This window comes from Cupriavidus sp. R6-3, assembly GCF_059772245.1.
In genome coordinates, this window is the sequence record NZ_JCBAJO010000023.1 from 1 (window position 1) to 21,957 (window position 21,957).

General features: G+C 67.1%; 21 protein-coding genes. 18 read left to right on the forward strand and 3 right to left on the reverse strand.

What is annotated here, in order from left to right; translation table 11 throughout:
* A partial coding sequence (locus AC6EI8_RS06675) for an Rne/Rng family ribonuclease (protein WP_498381572.1) occupies positions 1-1,677 on the reverse strand: 1,677 nt, incomplete at its 3' end.
* An 838-nt stretch (positions 1,678-2,515) separates the two neighbouring features.
* Between AC6EI8_RS06675 and AC6EI8_RS06680 the strand changes: the two genes are divergently transcribed.
* From AC6EI8_RS06680 to AC6EI8_RS06695, 4 genes are all read left to right on the forward strand, one after another.
* Complete coding sequence (locus AC6EI8_RS06680) at positions 2,516-3,538, forward strand: RluA family pseudouridine synthase (protein ID WP_149317023.1); 1,023 nt, start codon at positions 2,516-2,518, stop codon at positions 3,536-3,538.
* A gap of 54 nt (positions 3,539-3,592) precedes the next feature.
* Entirely contained in the window at positions 3,593-4,252 is a 660-nt protein-coding gene (locus AC6EI8_RS06685; RefSeq protein ID WP_149317024.1) for an HAD-IA family hydrolase, read from the forward strand.
* Positions 4,245-4,697: a Rieske (2Fe-2S) protein gene (locus AC6EI8_RS06690; protein WP_498381573.1), complete on the forward strand. Its 453-nt coding sequence runs from the start codon at positions 4,245-4,247 to the stop codon at positions 4,695-4,697. The genes AC6EI8_RS06685 and AC6EI8_RS06690 overlap by 8 nt, the downstream gene beginning before the upstream one ends.
* 118 nt (positions 4,698-4,815) lie before the next feature.
* Complete coding sequence (locus AC6EI8_RS06695; RefSeq protein WP_498381574.1) at positions 4,816-6,030, forward strand: S49 family peptidase; 1,215 nt, start codon at positions 4,816-4,818, stop codon at positions 6,028-6,030.
* Positions 6,031-6,248: 218 nt separating this feature from the next.
* On the opposite strand, the gene AC6EI8_RS06700 is transcribed toward AC6EI8_RS06695, so the two are convergent.
* Together AC6EI8_RS06700 and AC6EI8_RS06705 are read right to left on the reverse strand one after the other, a co-directional pair.
* Complete coding sequence (locus AC6EI8_RS06700; RefSeq protein ID WP_149317027.1) at positions 6,249-6,980, reverse strand: SAM-dependent methyltransferase; 732 nt, start codon at positions 6,978-6,980, stop codon at positions 6,249-6,251.
* A 41-nt stretch (positions 6,981-7,021) separates the two neighbouring features.
* Positions 7,022-7,681: a Maf-like protein gene (locus tag AC6EI8_RS06705; RefSeq protein WP_395895086.1), complete on the reverse strand. Its 660-nt coding sequence runs from the start codon at positions 7,679-7,681 to the stop codon at positions 7,022-7,024.
* Positions 7,682-7,939: 258 nt separating this feature from the next.
* Here AC6EI8_RS06705 and AC6EI8_RS06710 point away from each other — a divergent pair, with 258 nt between their 5' ends.
* From AC6EI8_RS06710 to lepA, 14 genes are all read left to right on the forward strand, one after another.
* Positions 7,940-8,533 carry a DUF177 domain-containing protein gene (locus AC6EI8_RS06710; RefSeq protein ID WP_149317029.1) on the forward strand — a complete coding sequence of 198 codons (594 nt, stop codon included), beginning with the start codon at positions 7,940-7,942 and terminating at the stop codon, positions 8,531-8,533.
* A gap of 133 nt (positions 8,534-8,666) precedes the next feature.
* Complete coding sequence (rpmF, locus tag AC6EI8_RS06715; protein ID WP_006577657.1) at positions 8,667-8,846, forward strand: 50S ribosomal protein L32; 180 nt, start codon at positions 8,667-8,669, stop codon at positions 8,844-8,846.
* A gap of 174 nt (positions 8,847-9,020) precedes the next feature.
* Positions 9,021-10,100: a phosphate acyltransferase PlsX gene (gene plsX / locus AC6EI8_RS06720; protein WP_149317030.1), complete on the forward strand. Its 1,080-nt coding sequence runs from the start codon at positions 9,021-9,023 to the stop codon at positions 10,098-10,100.
* A gap of 132 nt (positions 10,101-10,232) precedes the next feature.
* Positions 10,233-11,213, forward strand: a complete 981-nt coding sequence (locus AC6EI8_RS06725; protein WP_149317031.1) for a beta-ketoacyl-ACP synthase III — start codon at positions 10,233-10,235, stop codon at positions 11,211-11,213.
* Between the two features lie 99 nt (positions 11,214-11,312).
* Positions 11,313-12,245, forward strand: coding sequence for an ACP S-malonyltransferase (gene fabD, locus AC6EI8_RS06730; protein WP_498381575.1), 933 nt, complete (start codon positions 11,313-11,315; stop codon positions 12,243-12,245).
* Between the two features lie 55 nt (positions 12,246-12,300).
* A complete protein-coding gene (gene fabG / locus AC6EI8_RS06735; RefSeq protein WP_053822165.1) occupies positions 12,301-13,050 on the forward strand; it encodes a 3-oxoacyl-ACP reductase FabG in 750 nt (249 codons plus the stop codon).
* A 138-nt stretch (positions 13,051-13,188) separates the two neighbouring features.
* Positions 13,189-13,428, forward strand: a complete 240-nt coding sequence (gene acpP, locus AC6EI8_RS06740; RefSeq protein WP_006577662.1) for an acyl carrier protein — start codon at positions 13,189-13,191, stop codon at positions 13,426-13,428.
* A gap of 298 nt (positions 13,429-13,726) precedes the next feature.
* On the forward strand, positions 13,727-14,959 hold the full coding sequence (fabF, locus tag AC6EI8_RS06745) for a beta-ketoacyl-ACP synthase II (protein WP_498381576.1): 1,233 nt from the start codon (positions 13,727-13,729) through the stop codon (positions 14,957-14,959).
* A 28-nt stretch (positions 14,960-14,987) separates the two neighbouring features.
* Positions 14,988-15,467, forward strand: coding sequence for a hypothetical protein (locus AC6EI8_RS06750; RefSeq protein ID WP_498381577.1), 480 nt, complete (start codon positions 14,988-14,990; stop codon positions 15,465-15,467).
* Positions 15,468-15,640: 173 nt separating this feature from the next.
* Positions 15,641-16,240 (forward strand): RNA polymerase sigma factor RpoE, encoded by a 600-nt coding sequence (gene rpoE / locus AC6EI8_RS06755; RefSeq protein WP_006578764.1) that lies wholly within the window; start codon positions 15,641-15,643, stop codon positions 16,238-16,240.
* A 108-nt stretch (positions 16,241-16,348) separates the two neighbouring features.
* Positions 16,349-16,987: a sigma-E factor negative regulatory protein gene (locus AC6EI8_RS06760; protein WP_226107547.1), complete on the forward strand. Its 639-nt coding sequence runs from the start codon at positions 16,349-16,351 to the stop codon at positions 16,985-16,987.
* 8 nt (positions 16,988-16,995) lie between these two features.
* Entirely contained in the window at positions 16,996-18,069 is a 1,074-nt protein-coding gene (locus AC6EI8_RS06765; RefSeq protein ID WP_226107549.1) for a MucB/RseB C-terminal domain-containing protein, read from the forward strand.
* A 158-nt stretch (positions 18,070-18,227) separates the two neighbouring features.
* Positions 18,228-19,709 (forward strand): DegQ family serine endoprotease, encoded by a 1,482-nt coding sequence (locus AC6EI8_RS06770; RefSeq protein WP_149317037.1) that lies wholly within the window; start codon positions 18,228-18,230, stop codon positions 19,707-19,709.
* 449 nt (positions 19,710-20,158) lie between these two features.
* Positions 20,159-21,952, forward strand: a complete 1,794-nt coding sequence (lepA, locus tag AC6EI8_RS06775) for a translation elongation factor 4 (protein ID WP_150082691.1) — start codon at positions 20,159-20,161, stop codon at positions 21,950-21,952.
* Positions 21,953-21,957: the final 5 nt, after the last annotated feature.

The window sequence follows — 21,957 nt, forward strand, 5'->3', positions numbered from 1 at the left end:
GGCGGCCGGGGCTTCCTGGCGCGGGGCGCGCTCGGGGCGCGGCACCGATACCGGGGCCGGCTGCTCGGGGGTGATGCCCTTGACCGCGGCTTCCTGGCGCGGCTTGGCGTCTTCCTTCTTGCGGCTGCTGTAGCTGGTGTCCGCCTCCAGTTCCTTGGCGGCGGCCTCGGCCATGCGGTAGCTGGCCGTGCTCTCTTCCAGGCGCGGATCGTCGTGGCGCAGGCGCTCGAGCTTGTAGTGCGGCGTTTCCAGATGCTTGTTCGGGATCAGCAGCACGTTGACCTTGAAGCGCAGCTCGATCAGGTTGATGTCCTGGCGCTTTTCGTTCAGCAGGAAGGCGGCGACCTCGACCGGGACCTGGCAGTGGATCGCGGCGGTGTTTTCCTTCATCGCCTCTTCCTGGATGATGCGCAGCACCTGCAGGGCGGACGATTCGGTATCGCGGATATGGCCGGTGCCGTTGCAGCGCGGGCAGGTGATATGCGAGCCCTCGGACAGCGACGGACGCAGGCGCTGGCGCGACAGCTCCATCAGGCCGAAGCGGCTGATCTTGCCCATCTGCACGCGCGCGCGGTCATGGCGCAGCGCGTCCTTCAGGCGCGTCTCGACGTCCTTCTGCGCCTTGTTCGACTCCATGTCGATGAAGTCGATGACGATCAGGCCGCCCAGGTCGCGCAGGCGCAGCTGGCGGGCGATCTCGTCGGCCGCTTCCAGGTTGGTGCGCAGCGCGGTTTCCTCGATGTCGGCGCCCTTGGTGGCGCGCGCCGAGTTGACGTCGACCGAGACCAGGGCCTCGGTGTGGTCGATCACGATGGCGCCGCCCGACGGCAGCATCACCATGCGGGAATACGCGGATTCGATCTGGTGTTCGATCTGGAAACGCGAGAAGAGGGGCACGTCGTCCCGGTACTTCTTCACGCGGTTCATGTTGTCGGGCATCACCACGCTCATGAAGGCGCGGGCCTGCTCGTAGATGTCGTCGGTGTCGATCAGGATCTCGCCGATGTCGGGCTGGAAGTAATCGCGGATCGCGCGGATCACCAGGCTCGACTCGAGATAGATCAGCAGCGGCGCCTTGTTGTCCAGCGCGGCGCCGTCGATGGCCTTCCACAGCTGCAGCAGATAGTTCAGGTCCCACTGCAGTTCCTCGGCCGAGCGGCCGATGCCGGCGGTGCGGGCGATGATGCTCATGCCGTCGGGGACGGTCAGCTGGCCCATCGTCTCGCGCAGTTCCTGGCGGTCCTCGCCCTCGATGCGGCGCGACACGCCGCCGCCGCGCGGGTTGTTCGGCATCAGCACCAGATAGCGGCCGGCCAGCGAGATGAAGGTGGTCAGCGCCGCGCCCTTATTGCCGCGCTCTTCCTTCTCGACCTGGACGATCAGTTCCTGGCCTTCGTGCAGCGCATCCTGGATGCGCGCGTTGCGCACGTCGACGCCTTCCTTGAAGTAGGCACGGGCCACTTCCTTGAACGGCAGGAAGCCGTGGCGCTCTTCGCCGTAGTTGACGAAACACGCTTCGAGCGACGGCTCGATGCGGGTGATCACGCCCTTGTAGATATTGCCCTTGCGCTGCTCGCGCCCGGCGGTCTCGATGTCGATGTCGATCAGTTTCTGACCGTCGACGATGGCGACGCGCAATTCCTCCTGCTGCGTCGCATTGAACAGCATGCGTTTCATCGCAAACCCTCGTTCCAATGCCGCGGCCGGCACCGGTAGTGCCGCGCGGCGTTTCGAAAGCACGCGAGGAAGCGAGAGGTGGCGTGAGAATTGCCGAAGGCGCCGGGGCGAATGCAAGCCGCCGGCTGGGCACGGGTGAAAGAGAGAGACGTCGGCGCGCTGCGCGGGGTTCGGACCGCCATGCCCGCCATGCGCGAGCTGCGCGCAGGGTCAGGCGGCGATATCGGACGGAGGCCGGGGTGCGGGGGAGGGCAGCGACGACAGGATGCCGCTTGCGCTTCGGCTCGCACCGGGGCCGGCCACGAACGGCCAGGACGCGTCAAAGAGCAAGGTTGTCGGACGCGGCGGCATGCCACCACGACCTGAGCGACCGACAAGGCAGGCGCACCTGCTGCTTGTTGGAGTTCTGCGACCGGGCGCCGCGATTGTCACCATGTCGTCGATCAGGCGAGGGGCCAGGCAACCGGCCGGCACCGATTTCCGGTGCGGCGGGACTTTCTCTCACCGAAGCGAATGCCGTATCGGCATCCGCCTTCAAATTCTGTTCTACCTGAACACTCTGCTCCCACGTGACCGCGTCCGCGCCGAACCCGCCTTTGGGCGGTTTTCCTGCGCACAGCCGGTACCGTGCGTGCTGCTTGTTACTTTATTTACTGCTGTAGGCTGCCAGCGGAGCTGTCGGCCTGTACCGCCATTTGCCCGTCCGGCGCCTGCGGATTACGCGATGGCGGGGGACCGGGCCGGGCCAGCGGTGACCCGAAGTGTAAAATGCGACAATTCGCTTACACCGCTTGCGCTGCCGGCTATGCCCGGGGTAGCGCGGAAATTATATTTGAAAATGAATGAGTTACGCCATCGAATTGAAAAAGAGGTGCGATCCGGCACGGATGCGCCCCAGGTGGCGTATGTGACCATCGGGGAAGACGCCGACGGTCAGCGTATCGACAACTACCTGCTGCGGGTCGCCAAGGGCGTGCCCAAGAGCCATGTCTACCGGATCCTGCGCTCCGGCGAGGTACGGGTTAACAAGGGCCGCGTCGATGCGACCTACCGGCTGAAGCTGGGCGATGTTGTGCGCATTCCGCCACTTCGGGTGGCGGCGACGGCGGCGGCCGACGTCTACGTGCCCGCGGCCTCGTTTCCGGTGCTGTTCGAGGACGCGCATCTGCTGGTGATCGACAAGCCGGCCGGGGTGGCGGTGCATGGCGGCTCCGGCGTGGCCTTCGGCGTGATCGAACAGCTGCGCCAGGCGCGCCCCGAGGCCCGCTTCCTGGAGCTGGTGCACCGGCTCGACCGCGAAACCTCCGGCATCCTGCTGCTGGCCAAGAAGCGCGCCGCGCTGGTGCACCTGCACCAGCAGATCCGCGACAACGCGATGGACAAGCGCTATTTCGCCTGCGTCGCCGGCGAATTCGGCCACAACCGCCAGCACGCCCGCTTTCCGCTGTTCAAGTACACCACGCCGGACGGCGAGCGCCGCGTGCGCGTGCAGGCCGATGGCCAGCCGTCCCATACGGTGTTCAACCGTGTCGCGTCCTTCCCCGGCTACACGCTGCTGGAGGCCGAGCTCAAGACCGGCCGCACCCATCAGATTCGCGTGCATCTGGCGCAACTGGGCTTTCCCATCGTCGGCGACGACAAGTACGGCGACTTCGCGCTGAACAAGGCACTGGCGCGCGCTGGCGCCAAGCCGGGCCTGAAGCGGATGTTCCTGCACGCGCACCGGTTGACGTTCGTGCATCCGGGTACCGGCCAGCCGTTGACGCTCAGTGCGACGCTGCCGGACGAGTGCGAAGCCTTCCTGCGCCAGCTGAAGCAGATGGGACAGGCCGGCCACGCGTCTACGACCCACGCCCCCTAGCCGGATGACGTCATCGTCACCTCGGCGGCCCAATTTTTTCGATCGAGAACCCCCATGGCACGGCAACGCTTCGACCTGATCGTCTTCGACTGGGATGGAACCCTGATGGATTCCACGCCGACCATCGCCAAATGCATCCAGCTTGCCAGCCGCGACCTTGGCCTGCCGGTGCCCGACGAGGACGCCGCCCGCCACGTGATCGGACTCGGGCTGAGGGACGCGCTCGAATATGCGATCCCGACGCTGGACCCGGTCGACTATCCGAAGCTGGCCGAGCGTTATCGGTATCACTTCCTGACCCGCGACGCCGAGCTGGTGCTGTTCGACGGCGTGCTGGAGATGCTGCAGGCGCTGCGGGCCCAGCACTATTTCCTCGGCGTGGCCACCGGCAAGACCCGCGTCGGACTGCAGCGGGCACTGGCCGCCACCGGCCTGACGGCGCTGTTCGATGCCACGCGCTGCGCCGACGAGACGTTCTCCAAGCCGCATCCGGCAATGCTGCACGAGCTGACGCGCGAACTGGGCCAGGAGATGGGGCGCACCGTGATGATCGGCGACACCACGCACGACCTGCAGATGGCGGTCAACGCCGGCGCCCACGGCATCGGCGTCTGCTATGGCGCCCACCCGGCCGATTCGCTGCGGGCGATGACGCCGCTGCACTGCGCCAGCTCGATCGCCGACCTGCACGACTGGCTGCATACCCATGGCTGATGCCGGTCCCGGACCCGATCGACCCGGCTCGGCGGCGGGCACGCCGGCTGTGCCGGCCGGCGCGCGCCGCCTGTGCGCGGCGGACGAGCTGGCCGAAGGCGGCGTGGGCGTGCGCTTCACGGTCGTGATCGGCGGCCGCGAGATCGGCGCCTTCGCGGTGCGCTACGAGGGCGCGGTGCATGGCTATCTGAACCAGTGCGCCCATGTGCCGATGGAGCTCGACTGGCAGGAAGGCCACTTTTTCGAATCGTCGGGCCTATACTTGATGTGCGCCACACATGGCGCGATCTATGCGCCCGACAGCGGGCTGTGCGTCGGCGGACCGTGCCGCGGCGCTTCGCTCGCCAAGCTGCGGGTCGAAGAGCGCGACGGCGCCGTCTACTGGATACCGGAGTCGCCGTACGACGATCCGCCGGCGTCGCCTTCGCCACCGCCGGTGCCGTAGGCGGCGGACGCCGCGACCGCGCATCGGAAACCCCGAGAACCGCGATTTGACCGAGGAAACCCTCGGGGCCGCCTGCGCAACGATGTTTGCGCGGTGACACCCGTTCGAGAGTATTTGCATGACAGACCAGAACAAACCGTCGGTGAACCCGAACGAGCCGGATGGCGAACCGGGTCGCCACGACGAGGGCCAGGGCCGGCGAGAGGGCGGAAGCGAGGGCCGAAGCGAGGTCCGGCGTGAGGGCGGGAACGAGCCCGGCGAGCGGCTTGAAACCGCGCCCCACGCCGACTATCCGCTCGAGGCCGAGGTCCGGGACGCCGAGGCCGCCGCGCGCCGCGAGTCGGTCGAGCGCAAGGCGCGGCTCAAGGGCGAGTCGGCGGGGCCGGTCAAGACCGGCGCCGGCTGGGAGCGCGATGTGCTCGAGCGCGTGCTGATGGCGACCTTGCGCGAGCAGCGGGCCGCGCGCCGCTGGAAGATCTTCTTCCGTCTTGCCGGCTTCGCGCTGGTCGCGCTGGTGCTGTTCTCGCTGTTCGACTTCAAGCCCGACGGCGCCATCACCAGCGGCCGGCATACCGCGATGGTCACGCTGGAGGGCGAGATCGCCGCCGGCACGCCGGCCAGCGCCGAATCGATCAATGCCTCGCTGCAGGCCGCCTTTGCCGATGCCAACGCCGCCGGCGTGATCCTGAAGATCAACTCGCCCGGCGGCTCGCCGGTGCAGGCCGGCATCATCAACGACGAGATCCAGCGCCTGCGCTCGCTGCATCCGTCCAAGCCGCTGTATGTGGTGGTCGAGGAGATCTGCGCCTCGGGCGGTTATTACGTGGCGGCCGCGGCGGACAAGATCTATGTCGACAAGGCCAGCATCGTCGGCTCGATCGGCGTGCTGATGGACGGCTTCGGCTTTACCGGGCTGATGGACAAGCTCGGCGTCGAGCGCCGGCTGTACACCTCGGGCGCCAACAAGGGCATGCTCGACCCGTTCTCGCCCGAGTCGCCGCAGCAGAAGGCCTTTGCCGAGCAGATGCTGCGCCAGATCCACGAGCAGTTCATCGCGGTGGTCAAGGAAGGGCGCGGCAACCGCCTGAAGGACGATCCGACGCTGTTCTCCGGCCTGTTCTGGTCGGGCGAGCGCAGCATCGAGCTGGGCCTGGCCGACGGCCTGGGCAGCGCCGAATCGGTTGCGCGCGACGTGCTGAAGGCCGAGAACATTGTCGACTACACGGTCAAGGAGAACATCGCCGAACGCGTGGCCAAGCGCTTCGGCGCCGCGGTCGGCACCGCGGCGGCCAAGACGCTGATGTGGAGCTCGCGGGTGCAGTCGCTGTATTGATTCGATCGCCGGGGGGGGGCGCTCGCGTACCCGCGCGCGGCGCGGCTTGCTCGCCGGCTCCCGGCCCGGTGGCCTGCGTGCTTCTGGGCTTGCTCGGCCCGGCCCCGGCTGCCCGCTCCCCGGCTCCCCGGCTCCTCGGCTCCTCGGCTCCCCGGCTCCCCGGCTCCCCGGCCCCCTCGGCCCGGCCCCAAGGCCTGCCGGACGGCGCGGCCAGCCGCTCAAGCCGCGAGGATCGAAAAGATCGCCGGCCGCTTGTGCAGTTCAAGCCGGCCCGGCTGCCAGGCCGACAGCGGCTGCGTGACGATGGTCTCGCTCGGCAGCGTCAGGTCCACCGCGATCGACAGCAGCGTGGTGCCGGCGCAGCTGGCCTTCAGCGCCGCCAGTAGCGCATCGTTGCGATACGGCGTCTCGATCCAGACTTGGGTTTGCCGGTGCTTGCGCGACCATTGCTCCAGTTCGCGCAGGCGCTGCGTGCGCTCGGCCGGATCGACCGGCAGATAGCCGTTGAACGCAAAGCTCTGGCCATTGAGCCCCGAGCCCATCACCGCCAGCAGGATCGAACTCGGGCCCACCAGCGGCCGCACGCGCACGCCGCGCGCATGGGCGAGCCGCACCAGATTGGCGCCGGGGTCGGCCACCGCCGGCACGCCGGCCTCGGACAGCAGGCCGGCGTCGCGGCCGGCCAGCACCGGGGCCAGCAGTTCCGCCAGCGCCGCCTCCGGCGTATTGACGTTCAGCTCGCGGATCTCGATCTGCTGGATCGGCCGCGCCAGCGGACAGGTCTGCCCGAGCTTCTTCAGATAGGCGCGCGCGGTCTTGGCGTTTTCCGCGACCAGGTAGTCCAGGCTCGCGGCGATCTGCTGCACGTCGGCCGGGATCACGGCCGGCAGCGGATCGGCTTCGTCGCGTTTGCCGAGCGTGTTGGGAATCAGGTATAGCGTGCCGCTCATGGGCGGATGTCCTCGACAGCGAAGAAGGAAGGCCCGGGGAATCAGGCCTTGAAGAAGGGATAGCCGGCGCGGCGCAGCATGCTGGTCAGCGCGATCAGCGGCAGGCCGACCAGCGCGGTCGGATCGTCGGACTCGACGCGCGACAGCAGCGCAATGCCGAGTCCCTCCGATTTGGCGCTGCCGGCCACGTCATAGGGCCGCTCCAGCCGCAGATAGGCTTCCAGTTCGTCGTCATCCAGCTCGCGGAAGGTCGCCTGGGTGCGCACGTCCTCCAGCTGGACCTCGCCGCTGCGGCCGTCCAGCAGGCACAGCGCCGAATGGAACGTCACGGTGCGGCCGCGCATCCAGCGCAATTGCGCCAGGGCCTGTTCGTGCGAGCCGGGCTTGCCGACCTGCGTGCCGTCCAGCGTGGCGACCTGGTCGGAGCCGATCACCAGCGCGCCGGGGTGGCGGGCCGCGATCGCCTCGGCCTTGCGGCGCGACAGGCGCAGCGCGGTCGCCTCGGGTGTCTCGCCCGGCAGCGGCGTCTCGTCGATGTCGGGCACGTCGATCTCGAACGGAATGCGCAGGCGCTCCAGCAGTTCGCGGCGATAGCGCGAGCTGGAACCGAGAATCAGCCTGGGAACCGCGGCCGGTGCCGCGTGGGAAGCCACTTCGGGCGCCGCACCGGGCGCCGCATCGCGTGTCACAGCGGAAGACATATAAGTGTTTGAAGCGAAAGAGGAATGCGCAACGGGCAAAGCGCGTTCGGTTTTGACCGCGGCGGAGATTTCGACGTATAATCACGCGTTTTACCGCGCAGGCATCCGCCGCGTGGTGTCCTGCAGGTGCCAAAGTCCGCTCGATTTGGACTTTGTGCGGCGGCCTCGTCACTCGACGGTTGCGGCGGCGACAGGACCAGCGTTCAGCAGCATTGCCAGCGCCAGCTTGGTACAAGGTACAGAGGCGCACTCAGCGACATGACTCAGCCCATCGACTTGCAAGCGTTCGATCTCTTCGAGTTCTGCCGGTCCTCGGGCTCGGCGGCCGGCGAGATCGCGGCGCGTGAATTGCCGCGCATCATAGCCGAGACCTCCGCCGAAGCGCCAGCCTCGGCCCCGGACGAAGTGTTCCGCTACACCATGAGCGGTTCCACTCAGGACGAAGCGGCCGAGCCCGGCAAGCCGGCGCGCCGGCGCCTGTTTCTCGATCTGGCGGTGCAGGGCAGCATGTGGCTGAACTGCCAGCGTTGCCTGGCGGTCTACGCCGAGCCGATCTCGACCGCGACCCGCTTCGAGGTGGTGGCCAGCGAAGCCGAGGCCGACGCCGCGCCGATGGACGACGACGAGATCGATGTCATCGCGGGCTCGCGCCGGTTCGATCTGCTGGCGCTGATCGAGGACGAGATCCTGCTGTCGCTGCCGGTGGCGCCGAAGCACGAGGTCTGTCCGGTGGTGCACGAGAGCCTGGTGACCGGCACCGACGGCAGCGTCGAGCCGGAACCCGAGGACGAGCAGGAAGAAAAGCGGCCATCGCCCTTCGCGGCGCTGGCCAGTCTGAAGACGAAGCACTGACGCCCGGACATGGTCCGCGGCGGCGCGCTTCGGCAGTAAAAACGTCGTACCCGTAATCAGCATCCGGCCGGGCCCGGCTACGCCTCGTGCGGGATGCGTGTGTTAATATCCGCAAATTCTCCAAGGAGTCATCATGGCTGTTCAACAGAACAAGAAGTCGCCGTCCAAGCGCGGCATGCATCGTTCGCACGATCACCTGTCCGTCGCGCCGCTGGCAGTCGAGCCGACCACGGGTGAGACGCACCTGCGCCACCACGTGAGCCCGAACGGCTACTACCGTGGCCGCAAGGTCGTCAAGACCAAGAACGACTGAAGCATTCGCTCGGCGTGACGCTGCGTCCCGCACGCGCTTGCAGGTAGAAGACATACAAAGAAGCGGCAAACTCCTTGCCGCTTTTTTGTTGGGCGCGGCAAGCGTGGACGCTGGCGCCGCTTTCCCTGCGAGGCCACCGCAGCGCGGATTCGGCGCCTCGCGCATCAGCAAACAATGACGATCAAACTCGCTATCGACTGCATGGGCGGCGATCACGGCGTGTCCGTGACGGTGCCGGCGGCGATCAGTTTTCTTGCCGCCCACGAGGATGCCGAGATGGTGCTCGTGGGGCGGCCGGATGCCATCGAGCCGCAGCTCAGGAAGCTGCACGCGCAGAACCATCCGCGCGTGACCGTGGTGGCCGCCACCGAAGTGATCACGATGGACGACCCGGTCGAGGTCGCGCTGCGCAAGAAGAAGGATTCGTCGATGCGCGTCGCGGTGACCCAGGTCAAGGAAGGCCGCGCCGACGCCTGCATCTCGGCCGGCAACACCGGCGCGCTGATGGCGGTGTCGCGCTATGTGCTCAAGACGCTCGAAGGCATCGAGCGCCCGGCCATCGCCACCACGATCCCGAACGAGCAGGGCTGGGGCACCACGGTGCTGGACCTCGGCGCCAATGCCGACTGCGAACCCGAACATCTGCTGCAATTCGCCCGCATGGCCGAGGCCATGGTGGCAGTGGTCGACCACAAGGAACACCCGACGGTCGGCCTGCTGAACATCGGCGAGGAAGTGATCAAGGGCAACGAGGTGGTCAAGCGCGCCGGCGAGCTGCTGCGCGCCTCGGAGCTGAACTTCTACGGCAACGTCGAGGGCAACGACATCTTCAAGGGCACCACCGACATCGTGGTGTGCGACGGCTTCGTCGGCAACGTGGCGCTCAAGAGCACCGAAGGCCTGGCCAAGATGATCGGCAGCATGATCAAGGAGGAATTCACCCGCTCCTGGTTCACCAAGCTGCTGGCCGGCATCGCGATGCCGGTGCTGACGCGGCTGGCGCGGCGGCTCGATCCCGCCCGCTACAACGGCGCCTCGCTGCTCGGCCTGCGCGGCCTGGTGATCAAGAGCCACGGTTCCGCCGATGCCCACTCTTTTGAGTGGGCTATCAAACGCGGGTATGATGCGGCCAGGAATGGCGTCATCGCCCGTATTTCGCAGGCGTTCGCCAACAAGACGAGCACCGCGGGCACCGCATCCGCGGGCCAGGAGACGGACCCGCCGGACGCGGGTCGCAGCGCACACGCCGCATGATCCTGCCCTGCATCACCCAGGCAGCGGCGACGCCGGTGCCCCTGGTCCCACGCCCCGCGCGCCAGCACCGGCCAGGCCGGCATGCCGCCGCGCCGGGGTCGCGCTGAGTCCGGCAATACGATCCGACACCACATGACAAGCTACGCAAAAATCATCGGCACGGGGAGCTACCTGCCTCCGCGGCGCGTCACCAATCACGAGCTCGCGGCGCAGCTGGCCGAGAAGGGCATCGAGACCAGCGACGAGTGGATCGTCTCGCGCAGCGGCATCTCGGCGCGCCACTGGGCCGAGCCCGATGTCACCAGCAGCGACCTGGCGGTCAAGGCAGCCGAGCGCGCGCTGGAAGCGGCCGGCATCGATCGCCAGTCGATCGACCTGATCATCGTCGCCACCTCGACGCCGGACTACGTGTTCCCGAGCACCGCCTGCCTGGTGCAGCAGAAGCTCGGCATCACCAACCATTGCGCGGCGTTCGACCTGCAGGCGGTGTGCTCGGGCTTTGCCTATGCGCTCGCCACCGCCGACAAGTTCATCCGCAGCGGCTCGCATCGCAACGTGCTGCTGATCGGCGCCGAAGTCTTCTCGCGCATTCTCGACTTCAACGATCGCACCACCTGCGTGCTGTTCGGCGACGGCGCCGGCGCGGTCGTGCTGACCGCTTCGGACGAGCCCGGCGTGTTGTCCTCGGCGATGCACGCCGACGGCAGCCATGTCGATATCCTGTGCGTGCCGGGCAATGTGGCGGCCGGCAATATCACCGGCAATGCCTTCCTGCACATGGATGGGCAGGCGGTGTTCAAGCTCGCCGTCAGCGTGCTCGACAAGGTCGCGCGCGAAACGCTGGCCGCGGCCGATTTTCCGGCCGAGAAGCTCGACTGGCTGATTCCTCACCAGGCCAATATCCGCATCATGCAGGGCACCGCGAAGAAGCTGGGCCTGCCGCTCGAGCGCATGATCGCGACCGTGCACGAGCACGGCAACACCTCGGCCGCGTCGATTCCGCTGGCGCTCGACGTCGCGGTGCGCGACGGGCGCATCCGCCCCGGCCACCACGTGCTGATGGAAGGCGTGGGCGGCGGTTTCACCTGGGGCGCGGTGCTGCTGCGCATGTAATTCGCAGGCCGGTGCCCGGCATCGGCGCGCGGCAGCCGCTGCGCGACCGGATGCGTGATGGCGCACCGGCGATTCCATTTTCAAACCGATCGGAAACCGATGAAATTCTCATTCGTCTTCCCCGGCCAAGGCTCGCAGTCGGTCGGAATGCTCAATGCCTTCGCCGACAACCCGGTGGTGCGCGCGACGCTGCAGGAAGCGTCCGACGCGCTCGGCCAGGACCTGGCGCGCCTGATCGCCGAAGGTCCGGCCGAAGAGCTGAACCTGACCACCAATACCCAGCCGGTGATGCTGACCGCCGCGGTGGCGATCTACCGCGCCTGGCGCGAGGCCGGCGGCCCGGCCCCGGCGCTGGTGGCCGGCCATAGCCTGGGCGAGTATTCGGCGCTGGTCGCCGCCGGCGTGATTCCGTTTGCCGATGCCGTGCCGCTGGTGCGTTTCCGCGCCCAGGCGATGCAGGAAGCAGTGCTGGTGGGCGAGGGCGGCATGGCCGCAATTCTCGGCCTGTCCGACGACGACGTGCGCGCCGCCTGCGCCGAGGCCTCGGCCGCCGGCGTGGTCGAAGCCGTCAACTTCAACGCCCCGGCGCAGGTGGTGATCGCCGGCGCCAAGGCGGCGGTCGAAAAGGCCTGCGAAATCGCCAAGGCCAAGGGCGCCAAGCGCGCGCTGCCGCTGCCGGTCTCGGCGCCGTTCCATTCGTCGCTGCTCAAGCCCGCCTCGGACCGCCTGCGCGAACGCATGGCGGGCCTCACGTTCTCGGCGCCGTCGATCCCGCTGATCAACAACGTCGACGTGGCGATCGTCAACGATCCGGAGGCGATCAAGGACGCGCTGGTGCGTCAGGCCGCGGCGCCGGTGCGCTGGGTCGAGTCGGTGCAGAAGATGGCCGCCGACGGCGTCACGCATGTGATCGAATGCGGCCCGGGCAAGGTGCTGGCCGGCCTGACCAAGCGCATCGACGGCAATCTGGTCGGCGGCGCGATCGTCGATCCGGCCTCGCTGCAGGACACGCTGGCGCTGGTGCGCGGCTGATCCGCGTACGGCAAACGGATACGGCTAGGCCAAGCGAACAAGGAGAAATAACGGGATGAGCAAGACCCTGGACAATCAGGTCGCGCTGGTGACGGGCGCCTCGCGCGGCATCGGCCGCGCGATCGCACTGGAACTGGCCCGGCAGGGCGCGCTGGTGATCGGCACGGCCACCAGCGAGAAGGGCGCCGCCGCGATCGGCGAATACCTGGCCGCCGAGCAGCTCAAGGGCGCCGGCGCGGTGCTCGACGTCAACGACGCGGCGCGCTGCGAGGCGCTGATCGACGAGATCGTCAAGAATCACGGTGGCATCCATATCCTGGTCAACAATGCCGGCATCACGCAGGACCAGCTGGCGATGCGGATGAAGGACGAGGACTGGAGCGCGGTGATCGACACCAACCTGACGGCGGTATTCCGCCTGTCGCGCGGTGTGCTGCGGCCGATGATGAAGGCCCGCGGCGGACGCATCATCAACATCACCTCGGTGGTCGGCTCGACCGGCAATCCGGGCCAGATGAACTATGCTGCGGCCAAGGCGGGCGTGGAAGGCATGACGCGGGCGCTGGCCCGCGAGATCGGCAGCCGCAACATCACCGTCAATTGCGTCGCACCGGGGTTTATCGATACCGATATGACCAAGGTGCTGTCGGAAGAGCAGCATGCCGCGCTCAAGACCCAGATTCCGCTCGGCAGGCTCGGTCAGCCCGAGGACATCGCCAACGCGGTGGCTTTCCTGGCCGGTCCGCAGGCGGCTTATGTGACCGGCACCACGCTGCATGTCAACGGTGGCATGTATATGAACTGAGGGGGTGCGACGCCTTGGCGTCACCCCCTTTTTTAGAAGAACGGGCGCATTTCTTGCGAAAGACTGCGGACGGCATTTTCACGGGCCAAACCTGCTAAAATGCGCCCACTTTTTTGTCGAACTTCCCTGGAGGGCTAAATGGACAATATCGAACAACGCGTCAAGAAGATCGTGGCAGAGCAACTCGGCGTCGCCGAAGCCGACATCAAGAACGAATCCTCGTTCGTGAACGACCTCGGCGCCGACTCGCTGGACACGGTTGAACTCGTGATGGCGTTGGAAGATGAATTCGGCATGGAAATTCCCGATGAGGAAGCCGAAAAGATCACGACCGTGCAGCAGGCCATCGACTACGCCTCGGCGCACGTCAAGGCGTAAGCCTGTCGTATCCGGATTCCGGGCCACAGAAAACGGGCGAAGGGGTCGTCAGATCCCGTTGTGCCGTTTTCTGTGGCTTTCGTTTGTTCGAGCAAGCGGAGTTGCGGTGGAGCTGAACCTGGCTCCATCAGCGGCCATCGTGCCGCCGCGCTGCCGGCCCCGGATCGGGTCCGTCGGTCCGGCCGGCATGTTGGCCGATGCGCCGGTCCGCCGGCGCGGCGGAATCGCCATGGCGCCTTCACGGTGCCGCGGGCTGCCGCCCGTTCCGCCTTGCCTCATCCACCCGTAGGAAATCATAGTGAGCCGTCGTCGCGTCGTCGTCACCGGGCTCGGCCTTGTGTCTCCGGTCGGAAACACGGTTGCCGAAGGCTGGGCCAATCTGGTTGCCGGCAAGTCCGGCATTGCCACCATCACCAAATTCGATCATTCCGCGCTGGCGGTGCATTTCGCCGGCGAGGTGAAGGGCTTCAACGTCGAGGACTACATCCCGGCCAAGGAAGCGCGCCATATGGATACGTTCATCCACTATGGCATCGCGGCCGGCACCCAGGCCCTGCGCGACAGCGGCCTGGAAGTGACCGAGGCCAACGCCGATCGCATCGGCGTGCTGGTCGGCTCGGGCATCGGCGGCCTGCCCATGATCGAGGATACGCACGCGGAGCTGACCAACCGCGGCCCGCGCCGGATTTCGCCCTTCTTCGTGCCCGGCTCGATCATCAACATGATCTCCGGCCACCTGTCGATCAACCATAACCTCAAGGGCCCGAACCTGGCCGCCGTGACCGCCTGCACCACCGGGCTGCACAGCATCGGCCTGGCCGCGCGGCTGATCGAGGCGGGCGACGCCGACGCGATGCTCGCCGGCGGTGCGGAATCGACCGTGTCGCCGCTGGGTATCGGCGGTTTCGCCGCGGCGCGGGCGCTGTCGACCCGCAACGACGATCCGGCAGCCGCCTCGCGTCCGTGGGATGTCGATCGCGACGGCTTCGTGCTGGGCGAAGGCGCCGGCGTGATGATGCTCGAGGAGTACGAGTCGGCCAAGGCGCGCGGCGCGAAGATCTACGCCGAACTGTCCGGCTTCGGCATGAGCGGAGACGCGTTCCACATGACGGCGCCGAGCACCGACGGTCCGCGCCGCTGCATGGTCAATGCGCTGAAGAACGCGGGCGTCAACCCGGACGAAGTGCACTACCTGAACGCGCACGGCACCTCGACGCCGCTGGGCGACAAGAACGAGTCCGACGCGATCAAGCTGGCCTTCGGCGAGCACGCCTACAAGATGGCAGTGAACTCCACCAAGTCGATGACCGGCCATCTGCTGGGCGGCGCCGGCGGCCTGGAGTCGGTCTTCACGGTGTTGGCGCTGCATCACCAGGTCGCGCCGCCGACGATCAATATCTTCAATCAGGACCCCGAGTGCGATCTCGATTACGTGCCGAACACCGCGCGTGAGATGAAGATCGACGTGGCCGTCAAGAACAACTTCGGCTTCGGCGGTACCAACGGCACGCTCGTCTTCCGTCGTGCCTGACGCCGGCGCCCGCCGGCCCCTCCCTTGCTTGCTGTCCCTGGGACGTCATCCGCAGCGTTGGCTGCTGACGGCGTTCCTGGGCTGCGAGCTTGCCGCGCTGCTGTGGTTGCTGTGGCGGGCAGGGCAGGGTTGGGCGGCGGGCGAGACGGCGCCGCTGTGTTGGGCGGTCCTGGCAGTGGCTGCCATGCTGTCGGGTGGCCGTACCTGGCGAGGGGCGTGGCGGGCGGCGGCATGCCGCCTTGCCGGCGTCGCGCCGGGCGGTTCGGCGGCTCGGATCGTCGTCGCGTTGCCCGACGGCGGCCAAGTCAGGGCCCGCGTGGTGGCGTGCTGGCAGTTGGGCGGGGTTGCCGCGGTGCTTCGGCTGGCGCCTGTGGAGTCCGGGCAAGCCGCCGTGCCGCCCGTACTGGTGATGGGCAGCGGTGGCGTTCCGGACGATCGGGACAGCGCCTCCGGTGCCTCCCGGCGAGCGATGCTGCGGGCGCTGCATGCGTCCTCCGGGCCGCTTTGAACATGATCGGCGGCCCAAGCGGTGCCGCTTAATGCATACTGACGCCCGGTGGCATTCGCCCCGGCTGTCAATACGCTTTTCGCTCCGCGGCGGTTTCGCGGGGTGCGGCGTAGGTAAAATACAACGTTTGTTTTGACGGCGATACCAAGAGATACACTGCAGGTGAACTATTCGTGAGCGAACGCGAAGCCGACCAGCTCCTTGTTGAACGCGTCCAGCAGGGCGACAAGCGGGCCTTTGAACTGCTGGTGGCCAAATACCACCGCAAGATCATCCGGTTGATCTCGCGTCTGGTCAGGGACCCCGCTGAAGTGGAGGATGTGGCGCAGGATGCCTTTATCAAGGCATATCGCGCCTTGCCCCAATTCCGCGGGGAATCGGCGTTCTACACCTGGCTGTATCGGATCGCTGTCAACACGGCCAAAAACTACCTGGCCACGCAGGGCCGCCGGCCCGAGGCGTCCAGCGACATCGATGCCGAAGAGGCTGAAACTTTTGCGGATGGTGAGCAACTAAGGGATATCAATACGCCGGAGTCGATGCTCCATACGCGCCAGGTGGCAGACACCGTCAACCGCGCCATGGAGGCCCTGCCGGAGGAATTGCGAACCGCCATCACGCTGCGCGAGATCGAAGGCCTCAGCTACGAGGAAATCGCCGAAGCGATGGGGTGTCCGATCGGTACGGTCAGATCGCGCATTTTCCGGGCACGCGAAGCGATTGCGGAAAAATTACGCCCGCTGCTGGGAACGGCAGAAGGCAAGCGGTGGTAGAAGTCAAAGACATGTCGTGCGGCCAGCGTTGCAGCCTGCTCCTGCATCGAGAAGCGACAGTATTGTGACGGGATTGTTCGGTGTTCGATGGTTATCGAGGGGTTGGAAATGGGTCAGGCTCACAGGCAATCGGTTCATGCGCCCGAGGCAGCGGAGCAGATTTCCGCATTGATCGACGGCGAACTGGCGCCGCATGAATTCGAGGCCGTGCTGGCGCTCGCGAAAAGCGAGCCGGGCCAGGAGCAATGGTCGGTGTTCCAGTTGATCGGCGATACGCTGCGTTCCGAGGAGCTGGCCCATGCCGGCTCGACCGCGGCCTTCGTGTCGCGCTTCGCCAGCCGTCTCGAAGACGAGCCGCATCTGCTGGCGCCGGCCGCGCTGGCCGATGCGCCGGTACGCCGCCACCGTCTGCTGCTGCGCCCGTCGTGGGTGCGCCGCGTGATGCCGGGTACCGCGATCGCGGCCGCCGTCGCGGCGGTCAGCTGGGTGGTGGTGCCGCAAATGCGCGATGCCGATCCGGCCGCGCCCGGCGCCATCGTCGCCAGCACCAGTGAAGGCGTCCCCGCGGCGCCCAAGGCCACCGGCGTGCTGACCGTCGCCGCCGATGCCGGCCAGATGATCCGCGATCCGCGCCTGGACGAGTACCTGCGGGCTCACCGGGTGTCCGTGACGACCAACGCCATGGTGCCGACCATGCGCAACGTCGCCAATAGTGCAAGCTTCTCTCAGGACAACACGCAGGAATAATGCCGGACATGCAAAAAGGATGGGCGCCCGCCCATGCAGCGGGCGCACAAGGAATAAGGGCCCTGAGGAGGTCCTTTTTTCTCGCCTTGTGCCTGACGGCCGCGGTGGCGACGGCACAGACGCCCGAGCCCACGCTGGCGCGCCGCGATGCCGCGGCCTGGCTTGGCAAGATCCACCGCGCCGCGCAGCGCGAAAACTACGTCGGTACTCTGATCTACCAGCGTGGCAGCGTGATGCATGCCTCGCGCATCCAGCATTTCAGCGACCTGGTGCACAACGAGTACGAGCGGCTCGAGACGCTCGACGGCAAGCCGCGCGAGGTCCTGCGCCAGAACGACATCGTCCATAGCCTGATCCCCGAAGCCAAGCTCGTGGTGGTCGAGCGCCAGGACGCCAAGGACCGTTTCCCGGCACTGCTTGCCACCAACAAGGGCGATGTGCTCGATCTCTACGAGATGCGCAGGCTGTCGCCCGAACGCGTGGCGGGCATGGAATGCGAAGTCTTCTCGCTGGTGCCGCACGACGGCGCCCGCTATGCGGTCCGCCTCTGGGCCGAGAAGCATTCCGGCCTGCTGATGCGTGCGCAGACCATCGGCGAGGGCGGCAAGGTGCTCGAGCAGGTCGCGTTCTCGCAGATCGAGATCGGCGTGCCGTCCGAAAAGCAGAAGATCCTCGGCGCGATCAAGAGCGCCGCCAACTGGCAGCGCTACGAGATCAACTACCAGCCGGCCAATATCGCCGAAGAGGGCTGGCTGATCACGGTGCCGGTCAAGGGTTTCCAGAAGATTCGCGAGGTCCGTCGCCCGCTGGGCGATCTGCGCAGCGCGCAAGGCAGCGGCCGCGAACAGGTGTTCGAGGTGCTGCAGGTCGTCTACAGCGATGGCCTGACCGGGCTGTCGGTATTCATCGAACCGGTATCGGAGCAGCGGGTGCGCCGCGAGGGCGTTGCCTCGCTGGGCGCGACCCAGGTGGTGGTGCGCAAGGTCGCCGATTTCTGGATCACCGTCGTCGGCGAGGTGCCGGCGGCCACGGTCAAGCAGTTCGCGGCCGCGGTGGAATACCGCGCGCCCAAGCCACGCTGAGCCGGGATGCGGCGCGCGCCGGCGCGCCCGCCTGCACACGCCGGGCAATTCTTCGGATGTTCTCCGCACGGTTGCGTGGACACTCTCCGGGCTGGCCCTGACTGGACCGGACGCCCCGGCTTGCTTACCCTGTTACGCTGAACTCGCGGGAGTCGACCATGTCGTCAAACTATTACGCCGTGGCCAGGACCATGGCATTGGCCGCCGTGCTGGCGGCGGGTCCCATGCTGGCCACGCCGGTCCATGCGCAGGCCACCGCTTCCAATTACAGCCTGCCCGACTTCACCGACCTGGTGGAGCGCGTCAGCCCGGCCGTGGTCAATATCCGCACCACCGAGCGCGTGCGTTCGCGCGGCATGACGCCCGAGGACGAGGAGATGGCCGAGTTCTTCCGGCGCTTCTTCGGCATCCCGATGCCGGGCGCGCCGACGCCGCCGGGAACGCCGCGCCGCGGCCAGCCGCCGCAGGGCGAGGAGCAGAGCCGCGGCGTCGGCTCGGGCTTCATCATCAGCCAGGACGGCTACGTGATGACCAACGCCCACGTGGTCGCCGACGCCGAGACCATCTACGTCACGCTGCCCGACAAGCGCGAGTTCAAGGCAAGGCTGATCGGCACCGACCGGCGCACCGACGTCGCGCTGCTGAAGGTCGATGCCAATGGCCTGCCGCGCCTGCAGATGGGCGATTCGAACAAGATCCGCGTCGGCGAATGGGTGCTGGCGATCGGCTCGCCGTTCGGCCTGGACAACAGCGTGACCGCCGGCATCGTCTCGGCCAAGGGGCGCGACACCGGCGACTACCTGCCGTTCATCCAGACCGACGTGGCGGTCAACCCCGGCAACTCGGGCGGACCGCTGATCAATCTGCGCGGCGAGGTGATCGGCATCAATTCGCAGATCTACAGCCGCAGCGGCGGCTACATGGGCATCTCGTTCGCGATTCCGATCGACGAGGCCCTGCGCGTCAGCGAGCAGCTGAAGTCGACCGGCAAGGTCACGCGCGGCCGTATCGCGGTGGCGATCGGCGACGTCACCAAGGAAGTCGCCGATTCGCTGGGCCTGGGCCGGGCGCGCGGCGCACTGGTCGGCAGCGTCGAGCCGGGCGGTCCGGCGGAGAAGGCCGGCATCGAGGCGGGCGACATCATCCTGAAGTTCAACGGCCGCGATATCGAACGCGCCTCGGACCTGCCGCGCCTGGTCGGCGAGACCAAGCCGGGTACGCGCGTGCCCATGCAGCTGTGGCGCAAGGGCGGGACCCGCGAGGTCACCATCACGGTGGCGGAGCTGGAGCCGGATGCCAAGCCGCGTCCGCGCGCCGGCACCACGCCGGGCGATGACGGCGCGGCGGGCGCCAAGCCCAATGCGCTGGGACTGGTGGTCGGCGATCTGTCCGAGGCCAGGTTGCGCGAGCTGAAGATCAAGTCCGGCGTCGAGGTCCAGGCGGCCGAAGGCGTCGCGGCACGTGCCGGCATTCGTCCGGGCGACGTGATCCTGCGCCTGGGCGACACCGATGTGACCAGCGCCCGCCAGTTCAACGAACTGGTGCGCGGCCTGGACAAGAGCCGGATGGCGGCGGTCTTCGTGCGCCGCGGCGACGCCACCCAGGTGCTGACGCTGCGCCCGAACGGCGGCGCACGCTGAGGCAGGCCGAGTCGGGTTGAAGGGAGCCGGGTCGGACCGAGGCCGACTGGCGCGAAAAAAACGCCCCAGATATGCGCTGCGGCCGTCCCCGCGCAAGCGGGGCGCCGGCGCCTTTCCGGGCGGACTTCGCGGTCGGTCCAGGGCGCTTTTCTGCGTCCGGACGACCGCGATATCGATGCCGCCGTCGTTGCCACGGCATTTTCCCGCTTCGCTCTGCGATTGAGCACCGGGACCCCCTTGAAAATCCGGTAAAATCGCCGTCTGGCGCGAAAGCCGCCGACCCTGTGAAACGGTCGGGCCCAAGCGCGCCACCAACCTGCGGCCGGGCCCAGGCGCGCCCGGCGGGCCGCCCGTCCCTCCGCCCATGACATGCTGTGCCGCGGCCGGATGCGCGTACGTCGCCATCGCCCGTTGCCAATGCGCTGCCGCGGCGCTCCCCTGACCAACCGATGGACCATATCCGTAACTTTTCGATCATTGCCCATATCGACCACGGGAAATCGACCCTGGCCGATCGCATCATCCAGCTGTGCGGAGGCCTTTCCGACCGCGAAATGGAGGCCCAGGTCCTGGATTCGATGGATATCGAAAAGGAGCGGGGCATCACGATCAAGGCCCAGACCGCTGCGCTGAGCTACAAGGCGCGCGACGGCAAGCTCTACAACCTGAACCTGATCGACACGCCGGGACACGTCGACTTCAGCTACGAAGTCAGCCGCTCGCTGTCCGCCTGCGAAGGCGCGCTGCTGGTGGTCGACGCCTCGCAGGGCGTCGAGGCCCAGACCGTGGCCAACTGCTATACCGCGATCGAGCTCGGCGTCGAGGTGGTGCCGGTGCTCAACAAGATCGACCTCCCGCAGGCCGATCCCGACAACGCGATCCAGGAAATCGAGGACGTGATCGGCATCGACGCGCACGACGCGACCCCGTGCTCGGCCAAGACCGGCCAGGGCGTCGAGGACGTGATCGAGGCGCTGATCGCCAAGGTGCCGCCGCCCAAGGGCGACCCCGACGCGCCGCTGCAGGCGCTGATCATCGATTCGTGGTTCGACAACTACGTCGGCGTGGTGATGCTGGTGCGCGTGGTCAACGGCACGCTGCGTCCCAAGGACAAGGTGCTGCTGATGGCCAACGGCTCGCAGCATCTGGTCGAGCAGGTCGGCATCTTCTCGCCCAAGTCGATTCCGCGCGAGGCGCTGTCGGCCGGGCAGGTGGGCTTCGTGATCGCCGGCATCAAGGAACTGAAGGCGGCCAAGGTCGGCGACACGATTACCACGGTGACGCGCAAGGCCGAGGCGCCGCTGCCGGGCTTCAAGGAAGTCAAGCCGCAGGTGTTCGCCGGCCTCTATCCGGTCGAGGCCAACCAGTACGAGGCGCTGCGCGAATCGCTGGAGAAGCTGCGCCTGAACGATGCCTCGCTGCAGTTCGAGCCCGAGGTCTCGCAGGCGCTGGGCTTCGGCTTCCGCTGCGGTTTCCTCGGCCTGCTGCATATGGAGATCGTGCAGGAGCGGCTCGAGCGCGAGTTCGACATGGACCTGATCACCACCGCGCCGACGGTGGTCTACCAGGTGCAGATGCGCGACGGCACCATGGCGCAGGTCGAGAACCCGGCCAAGATGCCCGACCCCAGCAAGATCGACGCGATCCTGGAACCGATCGTCACGGTCAACCTGTACATGCCGCAGGATTATGTCGGCTCGGTGATCACGCTGTGCACGCAGAAGCGGGGCACGCAGGTCAACATGAGCTACCACGGCAAGCAGGTGCAGCTGACCTACGAGATTCCGATGGCCGAGATCGTGCTCGATTTCTTCGACCGGCTCAAATCGGTATCGCGCGGCTATGCGTCGATGGACTACGAGTTCAAGGAGTACCGCGTTTCCGATGTGGTCAAGGTCGATATCCTGATCAACGGCGACAAGGTCGATGCGCTCTCGATCATCGTGCACCGTTCCAATTCGCAATACCGGGGCCGCGAAGTTGCCGCGAAGATGCGCGAGATCATTCCGCGCCAGATGTACGACGTCGCCATCCAGGCGGCGATCGGCTCGAACATCATCGCGCGCGAAAACGTCAAGGCACTGCGCAAGAACGTGCTGGCCAAATGCTATGGCGGCGATATCTCGCGCAAGAAGAAACTGCTGGAAAAGCAGAAGGCCGGCAAGAAGCGCATGAAGCAGGTCGGCACGGTGGAAATTCCGCAGGAAGCGTTCCTGGCCATCCTGCAGGTGGAAGAGAAATGACGCGC